Origin of the sequence: Pseudomonas sp. (assembly GCF_040514055.1) — a bacterium.
Classification (GTDB): domain Bacteria; phylum Pseudomonadota; class Gammaproteobacteria; order Pseudomonadales; family Pseudomonadaceae; genus Aquipseudomonas.
In genome coordinates this window covers 23,801-40,218 of record NZ_JBEVDL010000071.1, presented here as the reverse complement: position 1 = coordinate 40,218, position 16,418 = coordinate 23,801, and the positions used below count along the sequence as shown (strand labels likewise).

Genomic DNA, 16,418 nt, shown 5'->3' with positions numbered 1-16,418 from the left:
GCGGTTGATGTATTCGGCACGAGAAGGCCAATTCGAAGCCTGGTGGCAGTGCAACGGTGAGTGGGTCGAGCCGCCCAATGTCCGACGTGGCGGCGAAAGTGGCGTGCAGCGCCTGCAGACCCCGGACGCCGGCCTGGTGTACGTCAAGCGCCAGACCGGGCACGTCTACCGCAGTCTGCGGCATCCCTTCGGCTATCCGACCGCCATGCGCGAGCGCAAGGCGCTGCTGGCCTACCAGCAGCTGGGTGTGGCCGTGCCGGCCCTGGTCTTCGCCGCGTGCCGGCGTCAGGCCGGTGATTGGCAGGCCCTGCTGGTGACCGAAGCGCTGGACGACTACCGCTGCCTGGAGGAACTCTACGCCGCGGGGCAGGCCGAGCGCTGGGGCGAAGCCCTGCACCTGCGGATCCTGCAGCAGGTCGGGCAGACGTTGGGGCGCCTTAACCGCGGACGCTGGCAACATGGCTGCCTGTACCTCAAGCATGTATTCGTCCGCCTGCGCGGCGAGCAGATCGAGATCGCCTTGCTCGACCTGGAGAAAAGCCGCCAGCGCTTGAGCGCTCGCCAAGCGGCGCGCCATGACCTCAGGCAGCTGCGCCGCCGTTCGTCGTGGAGCGACGTGCAGTGGCAAGCCGTGGTCTACGGTTATCAGACAGCGTATGGCAGCGCTATCAAGGGGTTGCAGCTATGAAATTAGAAATTGCACGAGGTTTGTTCCTGGTCGCCGCGCTCGGTGTGGCTTCTCTGGCTGCCGCCGCCTGGCAAGAACCGGCCCCCCAGGTGCTCAGTGCCCAGGCGGATGCCTGTCCGATGCCGGCCAAGGCACGGGCGCAGATTCAGTTCCAGCCCGACCATAACCTGCCCTTGTTGCTGCTGAGCCTGTCCCGGGTCCTGATCCCGCTCGGCTGAGCCCACCCATAAAAAAGCCCCGCCAGTGCGGGGCTTTTTTGTGGGCAGGGCTTTAGCCGTGCAGTGCGACACCGGTACCGGCCGGTTTGAGCTCGGGCTTGGCCAGCAGGCTGTAGACGCAGGGCAGCACGAACAGCGTAAACAGGGTGCCGATCGACATCCCGGTGGCGATCACCAGGCCGATATCGAACCGGCTGACGGCCCCCGCACCGGTGGCGAGGATCAGCGGCACCATGCCAAAAACCATGGCCGCGGTGGTCATCAGTACCGGGCGCAAGCGGATCGAAGCGGCTTCCTCCACCGCCTCGCGGGCCGACAGGCCCTTATCCCGGCGCAGTTGGTTGGCGAACTCGACGATCAGGATGCCGTGTTTGGTGATCAGCCCGATCAGCGTCACCAGGCCCACCTGGGTATAGATGTTCAGGCTGGAGAAGCCCAGGAACAGCGGGATCAGCGCGCCGCAGATCGACAACGGCACCGTCACCAGGATCACCAGTGGGTCGCGGAAACTCTCGAACTGCGCCGCCAGCACCAGGAAAATCAGTGCCAGCGCCAGGCCGAAGGTGACGTACAGGGCGCTGCCTTCCTGGACGAACTGACGGGAGGCGCCGGCGTAGTCGAAGGCGAAGCCCGGGGGGGCTTCTTCCTCGGCGATTTGCCGTACCACCTCGATCGCCTCGCCCATGCTGACGATCGGAAAGCCTTGGATGATCGCCGAGTTGAGCTGCTGGAACTGGTTGAGCTGGGTCGGGCGCGCGCGGTCGCTGATGGTGATCAGGGTCGACAGCGGCAGCATCTCGCCGCCCTCGCTGCGCACATAGTAGTTGGACAACCAGCCCGGGTTGTCGCGGTAGGCCCGCTCCACCTGGGCGATCACCTTGTAGCTGCGGCCGTCGATGGTGAAGCGGTTGATCTCGCCTTCGCCCAGCAGGGTCGCCAGGGTCGAGCCCAGGTCTTCCATCGAGACGCCCATCTGCGCGGCTTTTTGCCGGTCGATATCGACCACCACCTCCGGTTTGTCGAAGGCCAGGTCGACGTCGAGGAAGGCGAACTTGCCCGAGGCTTCGGCGCGCTTTTTCACCCGTTCGGTCAACTGCAACAGCGACTCGTAGTCGTTGGGGGTGTTGATCACGAACTGGAAGGGCAGACCTTCGCCAGTGCCCGGCAGGGAGGGCAGGTTGAAGCCGAAAATCTGCAGGCCGGGGATTTGTGCCAGGCGTTCCTGCACCTCGGGCAGGATCTCCATCTGGGTGCGTTCGCGCTCGTCCCAGGGCGTGAGCAGGAAGCCGCCGATCCCCGATTGCACCCCGTTGAAGCCGTTGATCTGGAACGAGGAGTAGTACTCGGGGAACTCCTTGAAGATCTTCACGAACTGTTCGGTGTAGGCATTGAGGTAGTTCAGGTTGGTCGGCTGCGGCGCGGTGGCCATCAGGAACACGATGCCCTGGTCTTCCTCCGGCGCCAGTTCGCTCTTGGTGAACTTCAGCAACACCGGGATCAGGCACAAGATGATCACGGCGAACACCACCACCACCGGCCGGGTATTGAGCGTGCCGTGCAAGGCGCGCTGGTAGCGACCCTTGAGGCGATCGAAAATCTTGTCCAGGCGATGAGCCAGTCCCGACGGATTTTCCTCATGGCGCAACAGCAGCGAGCACATCATCGGGGACAGGGTCAGGGCCACGATCCCGGAGATAATGACCGCCCCGGCCAGGGTCAGGGCGAACTCCTTGAACAAGGCCCCCGTCAGGCCTTCGAGGAAGCCGATCGGCGCGTAGACCGCCGCCAGGGTAATGGTCATCGAGACCACGGGCACGGCGATCTCGCGGGCGCCTTCGACGGCGGCGTCGAACGGGGTCTTGCCTTCCTCGATATGCCGGTGGATGTTTTCCACCACCACGATGGCATCGTCCACCACCAGGCCGATGGCCAGGACCATGGCCAGCAGTGTCAGCAGGTTGATCGAGTAACCGAGCAACTGCATAAAGAACATCACGCCGATCATCGACAGCGGAATGGTGATCACCGGGATCAGCACCGAGCGAAAAGCGCCGAGAAAGAGGAATACGACCACTATGACGATCAGCACCGCTTCGAACAGGGTCTTGACCACCTCGTCGATCGAGGCCTGGATAAACAGGGTGGCGTCGTAGGCGATGGACACCTTCAGATTTGGCGGCAGCTGGGCCTCGAGCTGCGGCAAAAGCTTGCGCACCTCCTTGATCACGTCCAGGGGGTTAGAGCTGGGGGTGCCCTTGATCGCGATATAGACCGACGGGGTGCCATCGAAGGAGCTGATCGAGTCGTAGTTTTCCGCCCCCATCTCGACCCGCGCCACGTCGCCGATCAGTACCCGGCTGTCGCCGACAGTCTTGATCGGGATGGCGGCGAAGGCCTCGGCGGACTTGAGGTCGGTGCTGGCATTGATGCTGGTGACCACGTATTCGCCCTTCACCTCGCCCGCGGCCGAGAGGAAGTTGTACTTGCGCACCGCGTCGTTCACCTCGGTGGCGGTCAGGCCGTAGGCCGCCAGCTTGATCGGGTCGAGCCACAGGCGCATGGCAAAGATCTGGTTACCGAGGATTTCCGCTTCGGCCATGCCCGGCAGCGTCGCCAGCTTGGGCTGGATCACCCGCGACAGGTAGTCGGTGATCTGCGGGTTGCTCAGTTCCTCGCTGTAGAAGCTGATGTACATCAGCGCGGAAGCATCGGCCGCCTCCTTGCTCAGCACCGGGGCCTCGGCGTCCTGGGGCAGCTGGTTTCTCACTTCGTTGGCCTTGGCCAGCAATTCGGTGAACAGGCGATCGGTGTCCGCGCCGATGCGCGCATAGATCGAGACGATCGACAGGTTCTGCCGGCTGACCGAGGTCATGTAGTCAATGCCTTCGGCGCTGGCCAGGCTCTGCTGCAGCGGCTGGGTGATATAACCCTGGATGGTTTCGGCGTTGGCCCCGGGGTAGGCGGTGGTCACCGTGATCAGGGCGTTTTCCATCTCCGGGTACTGGCGGATGGTTAGCTTGCTGAACGCCTGGAACCCCAGGAGGATGATCAGCAGGCTGACGACCGTGGCCAGTACCGGGCGACGGATAAAGGGATCGGTAAAAGCCATGTTGGAGTTCCTTTCGCCAGCGGCGGATCAATCGGCGGAGGTCGGGCCGTTCAGGGTGGCGGCCTGGGCCGGATCATCGACCAGGGCCACATGGGCGCCGGTGTCCAGTTTGAGCTGACCGGCCGAAATCACCTGCTCGCCAGCCTGCAGCCCCTTGAGGATCACCACCCAGCCGTCGCGGTGCTCGCCGGTCTCGACGAAACGCCGCTCGGCGATCAGGTACGGCTGGCCTTTGTCATCCTTCTGCGGCTGACCCTGCTCGTCCTTTTTCTCGGCAACCACATAGACCGAGTTGCCATACAAGGTGTAGGTCAGGGTGGTTTCCGGCACCACCACGTGCTGGGCGTCACCCGGTAACAGCACCTGCAGATTGGCGAACATGCCCGGCAGCAGCTTGCGTTCGGGGTTGGCCAGTTTGGCTCGCACCTGCAGGGTACGGGTGCTGTTCTCGACCTTGGGGTTGACCGCATTGATCTGGCCTTCGAACACCTGATTCGGATAGGCCGCCACTGCGATCCGTACCTGCTGGCCGAGGGCCAGTTGCGGTATCGCTTGTTCCGGCAGGTAGAAGTCGACGAACAGCGTGCTCAAGTCCTGCAGGGTGGCGATGGGCGTGCCGGTGGCGACAAAGGCGCCGACGTCGACCTGGCGGATGCCGATGGTGCCGGAAAAAGGCGCGAGGATGCGCTTTTTCGCCAGGGTCGCACGCAGCTGGGCGACGCTGGCATTGGCTTTTTGCTGTTCGGCGGCCAGACGGTCGAATTCGCTCTTGGAAATCGCCTGGCGGGTGACCAGGTTGCGGCCGCGACCGAACTCGACCTGGGCCAGTCCCAGGTCCGCCACAGCGGTGGCCAGGCTGGCCTGCTCCACCGCGCTGTCGAGTTGCACCAGGGGTTGGCCGAGTTCGACTTGCTGGCCGGACTGGAACATCAGTTCCTGAACCGTGCCGCCGACTTCCACGGTCAGGTCGACGCCCTGAAAGGCCTTGAGCGTACCGATGGCCGGCAGCCGGCTCTGCCAGGCGCGCTGCTCGGCCTTGACCGCCGCCACCGTGATTGCCGGTGGCGGCAGGGAGAACTGGGCGATCTGGGCGCTGATGTTCTTGTACTGGTAGTAGGCGAGGGCGCCGACCACGATGACAACCCCGATGATCATAAACAGCATGCGGCGCAGCAACATATTCCGGTTCCTTGGCGAGGCAGAGAGAGGCCTGGGAATAGGCAAAGGGAAGCACAGTAGACCGCCGGTCGGTCACTGTCAAAAAGACGCATTTGCAAGAAGTTGCAAAGGGCGATATCCGCAACAGAGTGTCGCGCCCGTGCCGCTTATTCAGCGGCAAGTCTGTATAGGGCAGGGGTGCAACTGACACCGATGGTCGTGCGCACCAGGGTTCGTGGCGGACCAGCCAGACGCTGTCCACCCTGCGCGCGGCCCAGGCGGGCCGCCGCGGGGGGGGCTTAGGGCCCTAGGCGCTGAGTTGGCGGGTGACCTCGTTCAACTGCTGGGACAGGCCGTGCAGACCCTGGCTGGCGCTTTGGGTGCGTTGCACATTGGCTTCGTTGGCCGTGGCGATGGCGGTGATCTCGGTGAGGTTGCGCGAGATGTCCTCGGCCACCGACGTCTGCTCCTCCGCGGCGGTGGCGATCTGCCGGTTCATGTCGCGAATGGCTTCCACCGCCCGGGTGATGCCTTGCAGCACCTGTCCGGCCTGGGTGACCTGCTCGACGCCTTGTTCGCTGCGCTGCTGGCCGCTCTCGATGGCTTGCACGGCATTGACCGCGCCGGTCTGTACGGTGTCGATGATCTGGTGGATCTCGGCGGTGGACTGCGCGGTGCGCTGGGCCAGGGTACGCACCTCATCGGCAACCACGGCGAAGCCGCGCCCGGCGTCCCCGGCGCGGGCGGCTTCGATGGCTGCGTTCAGGGCCAGCAAATTGGTCTGTTCGGCAATGCCACGGATCACTTCCAGGACCTTGCTGATACGACCGCTGTCGCTTTCCAGGCGGCGGATCACCTCGGCGGTGTGGGTAATTTCTCCGCGCATGGCGGTGATGGTGGTGATGGTGGCTTGCATCACCCGATCGCCTTCCTGGGATGCGTGGTCGGCCTGGTCGGCAGCGCCCGCCGCTTCGGCGGCATGGCGGGCGACCTCCTGGGCGGTGGCGGACATTTCATGCATCGCGGTGGCCACCTGGTCGGTGCGCGAGAATTGCTCCCGGGTGCCCTGGGCCATCAGGGTGGCAATGGCATTGAGCTCGCCACTGGCGTTGTCCAGGTCGCTGGTACTGCGTTGCAGGCGGGTGAAGGTGTCTGCCAGGAAGCCGCGCAGCACATTGGCCGCCTCGGCCAGCCGGCCCAGCTCGTCGCGGCGGCTGGTGTCCAGCGGTTGGCCGAAATTGCCCTGGCTCAGGCGCGCGATATGCTCGATCAGCACGCGAATCGGGTTGATCAGGTTACGGTTGACCAACCACAGGCTGAGCAGGCCGACCAGGATGCCGGAGAGCAGCATCACCCCGGTGCCGATCAGGATGGTGCGGTCGGCATCCTGGCTGATCCGCGTGGCCTGTTCGACGCTGCCGGTGCGCAACTGTTCGACCAGTGCGCTCATCTGTTCGCCCGCGGCGCGGTCGATGCCCTTGACGGCCGCGTCGCCCGCCTTGGCATCGGCCCCCGCGGCGACAAAGGCATCGCGGCCGGCGCGGTAGCGCTGCCCAAGCTCGCGGTGCTCGCTGCGCAGGCGTTCGATCTGGGCATGCAGGGTCTTATCCGCGGCGGAAAGGGTGGCGAGATCGCCGAGTACGGTCTGGACCTTGGTTTCCTGGGCTTCGAACTGCGCCCAGTACTTGTTCAGGTTGGTCGGGTCCTGGCCGCGCAGCAGGACGTTCTTCCATTCCTGGACTTGCACCTTGAACTCGAGATTGGCCTGGTCCACCAGGCGCGAGGCCTCCAGCGGCCCCTCGAGCAGGCCGCGGTAGGCCTGGATACCGCCGGACAGGAAGTGAAAGCAGGCCAGCGCGATGATCAGGATCAGCGCCAGGCTGCCGCCCAATAACGCCAGCAGCTGGGCACGCAGGGAATTGTTGAGGAACATGGTCGACGCCTCGCAGGACTCACAGGGAACAGCCGGGATGCGCGCCTGAGGAGCGTGGTGTGAGTCCTTTCACCGAGGGCGGTTTTCGTCGGGGGCGACTCCCTGACCGGCCAGACCTCGGGCCTGCAGCGCGCGACACTTGCTCAGTATAGGCAGCCCACCGCCTGGGTTGTGCTCACCAGGAGGATTATTCAGGCCATGCGCAGGTGGTTGTCCCAGAGCCCCGCGGGCAGCGTGAGGGGCGTGGCCAGCACGCGGTCGCCGCGGCAGTCGTAGTGGCGGCAGCGGCCGACGCCGGCGCTGACCACAAACCCCTCCGCCACGGCCGCCACGCCCGCGCAGTCGGGCAGGTGGCTGTCCAGGCGCAGCGCGGCGCTGTCGAGGTCCCAGATCAGCAGGCGGTTGCCCCGTGGCGCGGTCAGCGCCAGCAGGCGCAGTTCGCTGTGGATGGCCAGGCTGGCGCAGTATTGGTTGAGCATCTGGCGTTGCGCTTCGGCCACTGGAAACGCCTGGAACGCCTGCCCGGGACGTTTGATCGCCACCAGCGCCGCCAGGTCGCCCGCGTCGCCCATGTATTGCTGGCCGCTGACCAGGGTGCCGTCCGCGGCGATCGCCAGGTGGCGCACGCTGTTCATGCGCTCGGGCAAGGCTTCATGGCTCAGCAGGCTGCCGTCGCGCTTCATCAGTACCAGGCTCGAGTCCATGGCCTCCAGGTTCATCGCCACGCGGCTGTCGGCCTCGGTGCGGATGCCGCCGTTGGCCACCGCCAGGGTTTCGCCATCGGCCATCCACAGCAGCTGGTGCGGGCCCACGCCATGGGTCGAGAGCTCGCCGCTGCGCCGCAGGCGTCCGTCTTCCAGGCGGTAGACCCCCAGCACGCCGCGGCCAGGCTCACCGGTGTCATTTTCCGTGCTGTACAGCCATTCGCCACTGCGATGAAACACTGCATGGCCATAAAAATGCCGGCCCGCCGGCGAGTGCAAGGTTTGCAGCAGGCGTCCGTCGACGGTGTCGATCAGGTAACTCTCGATGCCCGGCCGGCGGCCGACGAACAGCGCCAATGGTCGGCTGGGGTGCGGCACCACGTCATGGCAGCGCTGCGCCACCGGGGTGGCAAAGGCCTGGCGTCCGTCGAGGTGGTAGCCAACGGCCCAGTGGCGGCCCTGTTCATCGTTGCGTGCCGACAGCAGCAGCGGTTGCCGGCCCTGTCGCGCCACTGTCCAGCCGCCCAGGGCCGACGCCGCCAGCAGGCTGCCGGCCAGCCCGAGAAAAACACGTCGTTGCATCGTCAACCCTCACTCCACCCATAACAGTTGTCAGTCCTGAACAACAGCCGCCTCAGTCGCCATCATGGGCGTTAAAACCCAGCTGGATGCCCAGGGTCTTGGCCAGTTCCACCTCGTGCAGCCGGTGCAGGCGGTTGAGGCTGTCGTACAGCGCATTGAGACTGTCCAATCCGGCCTTGTCGGCCAGCAACTCGCCCAGTGGCCGTTGCAACGCCGCCAATTGCTGGCGGGTGTCGCCATAGGCGGCATCGATGCGCTCGGCAAGGGGCGCCTGTTCGGTCGTCAACAGGTTGCGTACGCCGTTCTGCTCCGCGCCCAGCCAGACCCGCTCGGCGCTGGCCAGGCTGGCGGCGAGGTTCGCCAGGCTGGTCTGGCTGCGCCAGGCCTCGGCCTGGTATGGCTGTGGCAGGCCCTTGCTTTGGCGGCCGAGGGGCGTGCCGAGTTTTTTCTTCAGGCCATCGATGCCGCTGACCTGGGTACGCAGCACCTCGGCGACCGCTTCGCGGGCATCGGCAAAACGCGCGTTGGGAAAGCTGCGCAGTTGCGCGGCCATGCCCTCGTCGCCTTGCCAATGGGCCAGCACGTCGCCCGCCAGCGTCTGCTGATGGTCGCCGATGGCGGTCAGCAGCGGACAGTAGCGGCTCTTCTGGGCAGCCTGATTGAGGTCGATGGCGCTGTCGAACAACAGGTATTCGTAGGCGGTCAGGCCTTGCACCACCACGCTGGCGGCGTTGAGGTCGGTCGGGGTCAGCTGCGGTTTGGCCGTGACCAGGGCCTCGACCTGGCGCTGTACCAGGTTTTTCTTGTCGGGCCAGAACTGAATTTGCCAGGCGCGGTTGCCCTCGGCCAGGGGGCCCAGCAACAGCGGCTGCAAGGCGGCCCAGGCGCTCTGCGCACTGAGGAAGGCCTGGCGCGCCGCGGGCAGATCCTGGCTGCCGGCACAAAAGGCCCGCGCGCTGTCGGCCAACTGTCGGTCGGCCTCGTTCCAGGCGCTGTAGGCCGGCAACAACACGCCGTCGGTCAGCCCGCTGGCGACGCGCGGGTAGGGGTCCTGCGGGCTGCAGGCCAGCAGGCTCAACGCCGCCAGGGCAACGGCTAGGGGGCGGATCGACATACGCGGCTCCAGGGACAGGGTCAAAGGGAATTGAGAAAGGCCAGGAGCGCGGCACGCTCCCCGGCATCGAACTGCAAAACGGCCTGGCGGGCCGCTTCGGCTTCACCGCCGTGCCAGAGTATCGCCTCCAGCGGGGTGCGGGCACGCCCGTCATGAAGCAGCTGGGTATGGCCGCTGACGGTTTCGGTCAGGCCCAACCCCCACAGCGGCGGGGTGCGCCATTCTCTGCCACTGGCCTGGAACTCAGGCCGACCATCGGCCAGGCCTTCGCCCAGGTCGTGCAGCAGCAGGTCGCTGTAGGGGTGGATGCGTTGGCTGGCCAGTTCCGGTTCGGCCGCATCGACTGCGGTGTCGAAACTCGGCACATGGCAGGCCGCGCAGCCGGCCTGGTGAAACAGGGCCTTGCCGGCCAGCACCTGGGGCGACTCGGCGTCGCGCCGTAGCGGCACGCCGAGATGGCGGCTGTAGAACAGCACGCTGGCCAGGATGCTGTCGCTGACTTCCGGCACGCCGCCCTCGGGCGCGTCGCGGCAGGCGGTCTGCGCCGCGCTGCAGTCATCCCGGGCGAGCAGGCGGGTGGTCAGCCCCAGGTCGCCGGCAAAGGCGTGGGCGTTCTGTTGGTTGAGGCTGGGCTGGCCGGCTTTCCAGCCGAAGCGGCCAAGCACGCTACGCTTTTGGCGGTCGTCCCAGACCCGGTTCGGACGTCCCGAGATACCATCGCCGTTGTGGTCGTCCGGGTCCGCATGGGCCAACAGGGCGGCCTCGGGGATGGCCTCGAGCAGCCCCAGGCCGATCATCGGCGGGGCAATCCGGGCGGAAAACAACGTTTGCGGGTGCAGCGGACCATAACCCAGGCGGTCGATCTGCAGCCGTGGTTGCCGCAGTTCGACCTGGCTACCGTCGGCGAAGCGCACGGCCAGGGGTTGGTAGTCGACGCGTACACGTCCTTCGGGGGCCACGCCGGGGTTGGCCATGTCCTGTAACTGGCCACCGTAGGTGGGTTCGGCCAGCACACCCAGGCGTTCGAGCACGGCTTGCTCAGTGGGCGAGGGCGCCAGCGCCGGAATCGACAGGCGCACCAGCATCGAGACCGCATTCCGGGCGTCGGCGGCTGGGGGGTGGCCGCGACCGTCCTTGATATGGCAGTTCTGGCAACCGTTGGTGTTGAACAAGGGCCCCAGGCCGTCCCGGGCCGTGGTGGTGGACGGCGCGATGACCCAGGGACTGCGAAAAAAACTGTTGCCCACGCTGAAATCCAGGCGCCGCGAGGGCGACAGGTTCGCCGAGGGCAGGGAAAAGGCATTGCCACTGCGGTTGTTCACCGTGGCGCGGCCAGCGGACAGCTGCTCGCCGGGTTCGAAGCGCGCGAAGTCCGCTGGCGCGTCCGCGTCGCAGCCCCCCAGGCCGATCAGCAGCAGGGCCGGAACAAGGTCGCGCAAACGGCGCGCAGCCAACAGGGCAGACATCGATAGCACGCTCGGGATCGGGGATCGGGCTCGCAACAGGCGGACAAGCTTAGCAGGCTAAGGGAGTTTAAATAAGAGGGATTTGCATTCGCTGGGCGAGCTGAGCACCAAGGGTGGCGCGGCCTCCAGCCCGGATAAAACGGCTGCGGCGTTGCGCCGCAGCCGAACGCTCGGTTAGAACTTGTGGTCGGCGGTGTCCGGGTTCAGGTCGCTGATGCCCAGCTTGCCGGCGGCTTGCTCCACCGCGCCGGTCTGCTTGACCAGGGCGCCAATGGCGTCGCGCACCAGTTGCTGGCCGGCCGTGTTGTCGGCGGCGATCAGTTGATCGAAGTGGTTGCCGGCCTTGGCGCTGTCGACCAGGGCCTGGAGTTTCGCTTCGCTGGTCTGCAGGTCGGCTTTCAGCGTGCTGTCGACGGCGGCGTCGGCCTTGGCCACCAGGGACGACAGGCTCGGGCCGGTCAGGGTGGTGCCATCGACCTTCTTGTATTCGCCCAGGTAGACGTTGCGGATACCCTTGCCGTTGTAGAAGTGCGAGTTGTGGGTGTTGTCGCTGAAGCAATCGTGTTCGTCTTCGGTGGAGTTGGCTTCCAGCGCAACCTTCATGCGCTCGCCGGCCAGTTCACCCAGGCCCAGGCTACCCATGCCGAACAGCATCTTGCGCAGGCCGTTGTCCGCCGTATCGGCTTCCAGGGTGGCGCGGTAGTTGTCGGCCTTGCCCGGTTGCCATTGCACGACCATGGCGTCCAGGTCAGTCACCAGCAGGTCGCTGGCGGCTTTCAGGTAGGCACGGCGGCGCTCGTTGTGGCCACCGGTGGCACCGTCGCCGACGCGGAAGTCGCTGGCCGGCCGCTCACCGGCGCCGGGCTTGCTGCCGTGCAGGTCCTGGCCCCAGAGCATGAATTCGATGGCGTGGTAGCCGGTGGCGACGTTGGCCTCGGAACCGCCCAGCTCGTTCAGGCTGGCCAGTTTTTCCGGGGTGATGGTGGTGACGTCGAGTTTGTCCTCGCCGACCTGCAACTGGGTGTTGGCGATGATATTGGCGCTGGCACCCGGGTTGCCCAGGGCGTGCTGGTAATCCTTGGCGACGTAGTCGATCAGGCCCTCGTCCAGCGGCCAGGCGTTCAACTGGCCTTCCCACTCGTCGACCACCGGGTTGCCGAAGCGGAACACTTCACTTTGCATATAGGGCACACGGGCGGCCAGCCAGGCGTCGCGGGCGGCCTTCAGGGTCGCGTCGCTGGGGTTGGCCAGCAGCGCGTCGATCGCCACCTGCAGGGTTTTACCGGTGCTGGCGGCGTCGCTGAAGACGGCCAGGGCCAGGTCGGCGTAGTGGCTGACCACCGCCTTGCGCGCCGCTTGCTCGTCCTTGGGTGCAGTCGGGGTGGCTGCGACGGTGGTCTCGGGAGCCGCTACCGGCGCGGAGGGGGTTTTGTCCTCGCCGCAGCCGGCGAGAGCGATAGCGAGGGCCAGCAGGCTGGCGGAGGCCAGGGGCATACGAATCATGGCGAAATCCTTAGCGTCGGAGGTGAGAGTGATACGCGGCTGCGCACGAAAACCAGCGACATAATGCGAAAGATTTGCATTTTGTGCAAAGGGCCAGCACCTGGCCAGCTGAAAAAAGGGTGACTCCGGGGCGACGCGGCGTCGCTGGGGCCTTGCCGATGGCAGCCACGCCAGGCCTGCCGAGGTCTAGAGCGTGGCGGGGTTGACCGCGGCGTTGAGGCGGCGGGCCTGTTTCAGGTAGAGCATCAGCTCGCGCGGCGGCAGTGGTTTGCTGTACAGGTAGCCCTGCCCCTCGTGACAGCCCTGGGCAATGATATAGGCCTCCTGCTCGGCGGTCTCCACGCCCTCGGCGATCACCTGCATGCCCAGGCTTTTGCCCAGTTGGATGATGGCGCGCACGATGGTCGCGTCATCTTCGTCGTCCAGCAAGTCCTGGACGAAACTCTTGTCGATCTTGATCTTGTCCAGCGGCAGGCTCTTGAGGTAACTGAGCGAGGAATAGCCGGTGCCGAAATCGTCGATGGCGATCAGTGCGCCGGAGCGACGCAGGCTCAGCAGGTGCTGGGCAGCGGTGGTGATGTCCTCCATCAGGCCGGTTTCGGTGACTTCCAGTTCCAGGCTGCGCGGCGGCAGGCGGTAGACCTGCATCAGGTTGTTGACCACCCGCGGCAGCTCGGCGTGGTGTAGCTGGACGGTGGACAGGTTGATGGCCATGCGCAGGTCGCTGAAACCTTGGTCGTGCCATTCGCGCAGCTGTCGGCAGGCCTGGTCGAGAATCCACTCGCCGATCGGGATGATGGTGCCGTTCTGCTCCGCCAGCGGGATAAACAGGTCAGGCGGTACCAGGCCATGCTGGGGGTGTTGCCAGCGCAACAAGGCCTCGACGCCGACCACCCGGTGGTCGCGGTAGTCCACCTGGGGTTGGTAGACCAGGTGCAGCTCGCCACGGCCCAGGGCCTCGCGCAGGTCCTTCTCCAGTTCGCGCCGGCGGCGCATCTCGCTGTCGACGCTGGCGATGTAAAACTGATAGCGATTGCGCGAGCGGCTCTTGGCCAGGGTCATGGTCTGCTCGGCTTTTTGCAGCAGGCTCTCGGTATTGTCGCCGTCCTCGGGGAACAGCGTGATGCCGATGGTGGCCCGCAGGCGCACCTCCTGTTGCTCGAGGGCAAAGGGCGCTTCCAGGTCGTCGAGAATGGCCTGGGCCAGCTCCGCGGCTTCGTAGGGTTGCTCGATATCGGCCTGCACCAAGGCGAACTGGTCACCGCCGAGCCGTGCCAGGGCGCCAAGGCGACCACTGTGGCTGCGCAGGCGATCGGACAGCGCCAGCAGCAACTGGTCGCCGGTCTGGTAGCTGAACTGCTCGTTGATGCCCTTGAAATCGTCCAGGCCGACGCAAAGCACCGCCACCCGCCGCTGCAGACGGCCGGCGTCGCCGAGGATCTGGTCCAGCTGCTGCTGCAGTTGCTGGCGGTTGGGCAAGCCGGTGAGAAAGTCGTACTGGGCCATGCGCAGCAGGCTGTTTTCCGCTTCCCGGCGCAGGGAGGTGTTGCGTTCGATCGACGAGAGCAACTGGTTGGCGGTGTTGATCCACAGTCCCAGCTCGTTTTTCTCATTGCCCTTGAGCATCGGCAGCTTGTGCTCGCTGGGCCGGTCGGGGTTGATATTGGTCAGGTGCTCGATGATCTTCGACAGCGGTTTGGTCAGCAGCCAGTGGTAGACCAGGTACAGCACCAGGCCCATGGCCATGGCCCGCAGCACCCCGGAGATAAAGATGATCACCGAGCTGGTGACGAAGTCCTCGCCGTAGGGGGCGGTGTCGAGGGTGATGGTCAGGTCGCCGTAGTACTCGCTGTAAGGGCCGCGACCCACCAGTTGGGTGGTGAAGCTCTCCTCGTCGCCGAGTATGGGGTCGGTCATCCAGCGGGTGGGCAACTTCATCAGCTCGCGGGATTTTTCCGCCAGCATCGGTTCATTGGGGTGACCGATAGAGGCGAAACGCACCGACTCGTGCTGGAACAGGCCCTCGATGACCTGCATGCCCATCTCGCGGTCCAGGCTGTAGACGGCCTGGGTCGAGGGGTCGCGAAACATGCCGAGGATACGTTGCGCATCGTTGGCCACGGCCTGGCGGGTCTTGTACACGTCGAACACGATCTGCGCGCAACTGAGCACCACGCCAACGACCAGGGCCGACAGCAGGACCACGCGGAGCAACTTCAGCGACAAGCTGTTTTTAAGTTCCAGCTTCAAATGGCGATTCCTTGTACGAATCCCGCAGACGTCAGACAGCTGAGAGTATTGGCAAACAGACGGTTGCCGTCAAAGGGCCATTATCGAGGTCATCCGCAAAGGCCGGTATGCCTGGGCGCAGGGCTCGATTTTGTCCAGTCTAGTCGGGCTTGGCTGTCTTGTGTCGGACGACTTCCTGCGGTTCTTGAGTACCATTCGGCGGATAGCCTGGCGCCCGCTGGCGAATGCCCGGGGCTGGCGTGCTGGTCGGCGCGCCGCAGAAACGAAAAACCCGGCCGAAGCCGGGTTCCCCGTGATCAGGTAGCGAGGATCAGGCCGCGTAGTTCTGCGCGACGAAGTCCCAGTTGACCAGGTTCCAGAAGGCTTCGACATACTTCGGCCGCAGGTTGCGGTAATCGATGTAGTAGGCGTGCTCCCAGACGTCGCAGGTCAGCAACGGAGTGTCGCCGCTGGTCAGCGGGCAACCGGCACCGATGGTGCTGGCCAGGGCCAGGGAGCCGTCGGCTTTCTTCACCAGCCAGCCCCAGCCGGAGCCGAAGGTGCCGATGGAGGTCTTGCTGAACTCTTCCTTGAACTTGTCGAAGGAACCGAAGGCCGCGTTGATGGCATCTGCCAGTGCGCCGGTCGGTTGGCCACCGGCGTTGGGCGCCAGGCAGTTCCAGTAGAAGGTGTGGTTCCACACCTGGGCGGCGTTGTTGAAGATGCCGCCCGAGGAGGTCTTGACGATCTCTTCCAGGGTCTTGCCTTCGAACTCGGTGCCGGGGACCAGGTTATTGAGGTTCACGACATAGGTGTTGTGGTGCTTGTCGTGGTGGAATTCCAGCGTCTCGGCGGAAATGTGCGGCTCGAGCGCGGTCTTTTCATAGGGCAGTGGCGGCAATTCAAAAGCCATGGTGTATCTCCTACTCAGGTCAGGTGCGGTGAACGCAAGGCCGATCACGGGCGGCCAGACAGGCGGCGGGGAGTTTGTACTCTTTGCGCCGCGAACCACCGATCATAGCATCCGCCCCCCGGCATAACCACGCAGCATCTGTGTGGAAAAGGCGGTGCCAGGGCCCTCGCGACCGCGCGCCGGTCCCGCTTTCAGGGCCCGAAGGTCAGCTGCGCAGCGACCGCGAACATCATCAGCGCCACGGCCAGGTCGACCAGGCGCCAGGTCAACGGGCGTGCCAGCCAGGGGGCCAGCCAGGCCGCGCCCAGCGCCAGGGCGAAGAACCAGCACAACGAGGCGCTGGCGGCGCCCAGTGCATAGGCGCCGGGCACCGCCTGCTGCGCCCCCAACGAGCCGATCAGCAGCAGGGTATCCAGGTACACATGAGGGTTGAGCAGGGTCACCGCCAGCGCCGCCAGCAGCACGGCCTTGAGCGAGCGGGGCGCGGCATCGCGGGTCGCGTTCAGGGCCTGTGGGCGCAGTGCCCGGCCCAGCGCCTGCAGGCCGTAGGCGAGCAGGAACAGCGCCCCGCCCCAGCGGGCGATGCCCAGCAGCAACGGGCTTTGCGCCAGCAGGCTGGCCAGGCCGAAGACGCCTGCAGCTACCAGCAACGCATCGCACAGCACGCACAGCGCCGCCACGCTCAGGTGATGCTCGCGGCGCAGGCTCTGCGCCAGGACAAAGGCGTTTTGCGCGCCCAGGGCGATGATCAGGCCCGCGGCCACCAGCAGGCCGTTGAGGTAACTCTGCCACATGGTGCGT

12 protein-coding genes and 1 pseudogene are annotated in these 16,418 nt (G+C 65.5%); 2 read left to right on the top strand and 11 right to left on the bottom strand.

The annotated features are described in order from the left end of the window. Positions 1-7: 7 nt before the first annotated feature. Positions 8-688, top strand: coding sequence for a lipopolysaccharide kinase InaA family protein (locus tag ABWY06_RS18650; protein ID WP_353927078.1), 681 nt, complete (start codon positions 8-10; stop codon positions 686-688). Then, positions 685-906: a hypothetical protein gene (locus tag ABWY06_RS18645; protein ID WP_353927077.1), complete on the top strand. Its 222-nt coding sequence runs from the start codon at positions 685-687 to the stop codon at positions 904-906. The genes ABWY06_RS18650 and ABWY06_RS18645 overlap by 4 nt, the downstream gene beginning before the upstream one ends. Positions 907-958: 52 nt before the next feature. Here the strand turns inward: ABWY06_RS18645 and ABWY06_RS18640 are convergent, their stop codons facing one another. The 11 genes and pseudogenes from ABWY06_RS18640 to ABWY06_RS18595 form a co-directional block, all read right to left on the bottom strand. Continuing rightward, complete coding sequence (locus ABWY06_RS18640) at positions 959-4,015, bottom strand: multidrug efflux RND transporter permease subunit (RefSeq protein WP_353927076.1); 3,057 nt, start codon at positions 4,013-4,015, stop codon at positions 959-961. Between the two features lie 27 nt (positions 4,016-4,042). Beyond that, the gene (locus ABWY06_RS18635; RefSeq protein WP_353927075.1) at positions 4,043-5,194 is read right to left on the bottom strand and encodes an efflux RND transporter periplasmic adaptor subunit; all 1,152 of its coding nucleotides are present in this window, start codon (positions 5,192-5,194) and stop codon (positions 4,043-4,045) included. A gap of 286 nt (positions 5,195-5,480) precedes the next feature. Next, on the bottom strand, positions 5,481-6,185 hold the full coding sequence (locus ABWY06_RS25975) for a methyl-accepting chemotaxis protein (protein WP_502948227.1): 705 nt from the start codon (positions 6,183-6,185) through the stop codon (positions 5,481-5,483). A gap of 228 nt (positions 6,186-6,413) precedes the next feature. Continuing rightward, positions 6,414-6,524 (bottom strand): annotated as a pseudogene (locus tag ABWY06_RS25970) (hypothetical protein); the annotation flags it as partial. Positions 6,525-7,297: 773 nt separating this feature from the next. Then, a complete protein-coding gene (locus tag ABWY06_RS18625; RefSeq protein ID WP_353927073.1) occupies positions 7,298-8,392 on the bottom strand; it encodes a DUF1513 domain-containing protein in 1,095 nt (364 codons plus the stop codon). A gap of 52 nt (positions 8,393-8,444) precedes the next feature. Then, a complete protein-coding gene (locus tag ABWY06_RS18620; protein WP_353927072.1) occupies positions 8,445-9,506 on the bottom strand; it encodes an imelysin family protein in 1,062 nt (353 codons plus the stop codon). A 20-nt stretch (positions 9,507-9,526) separates the two neighbouring features. Then, positions 9,527-10,972, bottom strand: a complete 1,446-nt coding sequence (locus ABWY06_RS18615) for a di-heme oxidoreductase family protein (protein ID WP_353927071.1) — start codon at positions 10,970-10,972, stop codon at positions 9,527-9,529. A gap of 174 nt (positions 10,973-11,146) precedes the next feature. Continuing rightward, positions 11,147-12,475, bottom strand: a complete 1,329-nt coding sequence (locus tag ABWY06_RS18610; RefSeq protein WP_353927070.1) for an imelysin family protein — start codon at positions 12,473-12,475, stop codon at positions 11,147-11,149. Positions 12,476-12,661: 186 nt separating this feature from the next. After that, on the bottom strand, positions 12,662-14,725 hold the full coding sequence (locus tag ABWY06_RS18605) for a putative bifunctional diguanylate cyclase/phosphodiesterase (protein WP_353927069.1): 2,064 nt from the start codon (positions 14,723-14,725) through the stop codon (positions 12,662-12,664). A 310-nt stretch (positions 14,726-15,035) separates the two neighbouring features. Further along, positions 15,036-15,617: a superoxide dismutase gene (locus tag ABWY06_RS18600; RefSeq protein WP_353927068.1), complete on the bottom strand. Its 582-nt coding sequence runs from the start codon at positions 15,615-15,617 to the stop codon at positions 15,036-15,038. A 191-nt stretch (positions 15,618-15,808) separates the two neighbouring features. Next, positions 15,809-16,411, bottom strand: a complete 603-nt coding sequence (locus ABWY06_RS18595) for a LysE/ArgO family amino acid transporter (protein ID WP_353927067.1) — start codon at positions 16,409-16,411, stop codon at positions 15,809-15,811. Positions 16,412-16,418 lie beyond the last annotated feature (7 nt).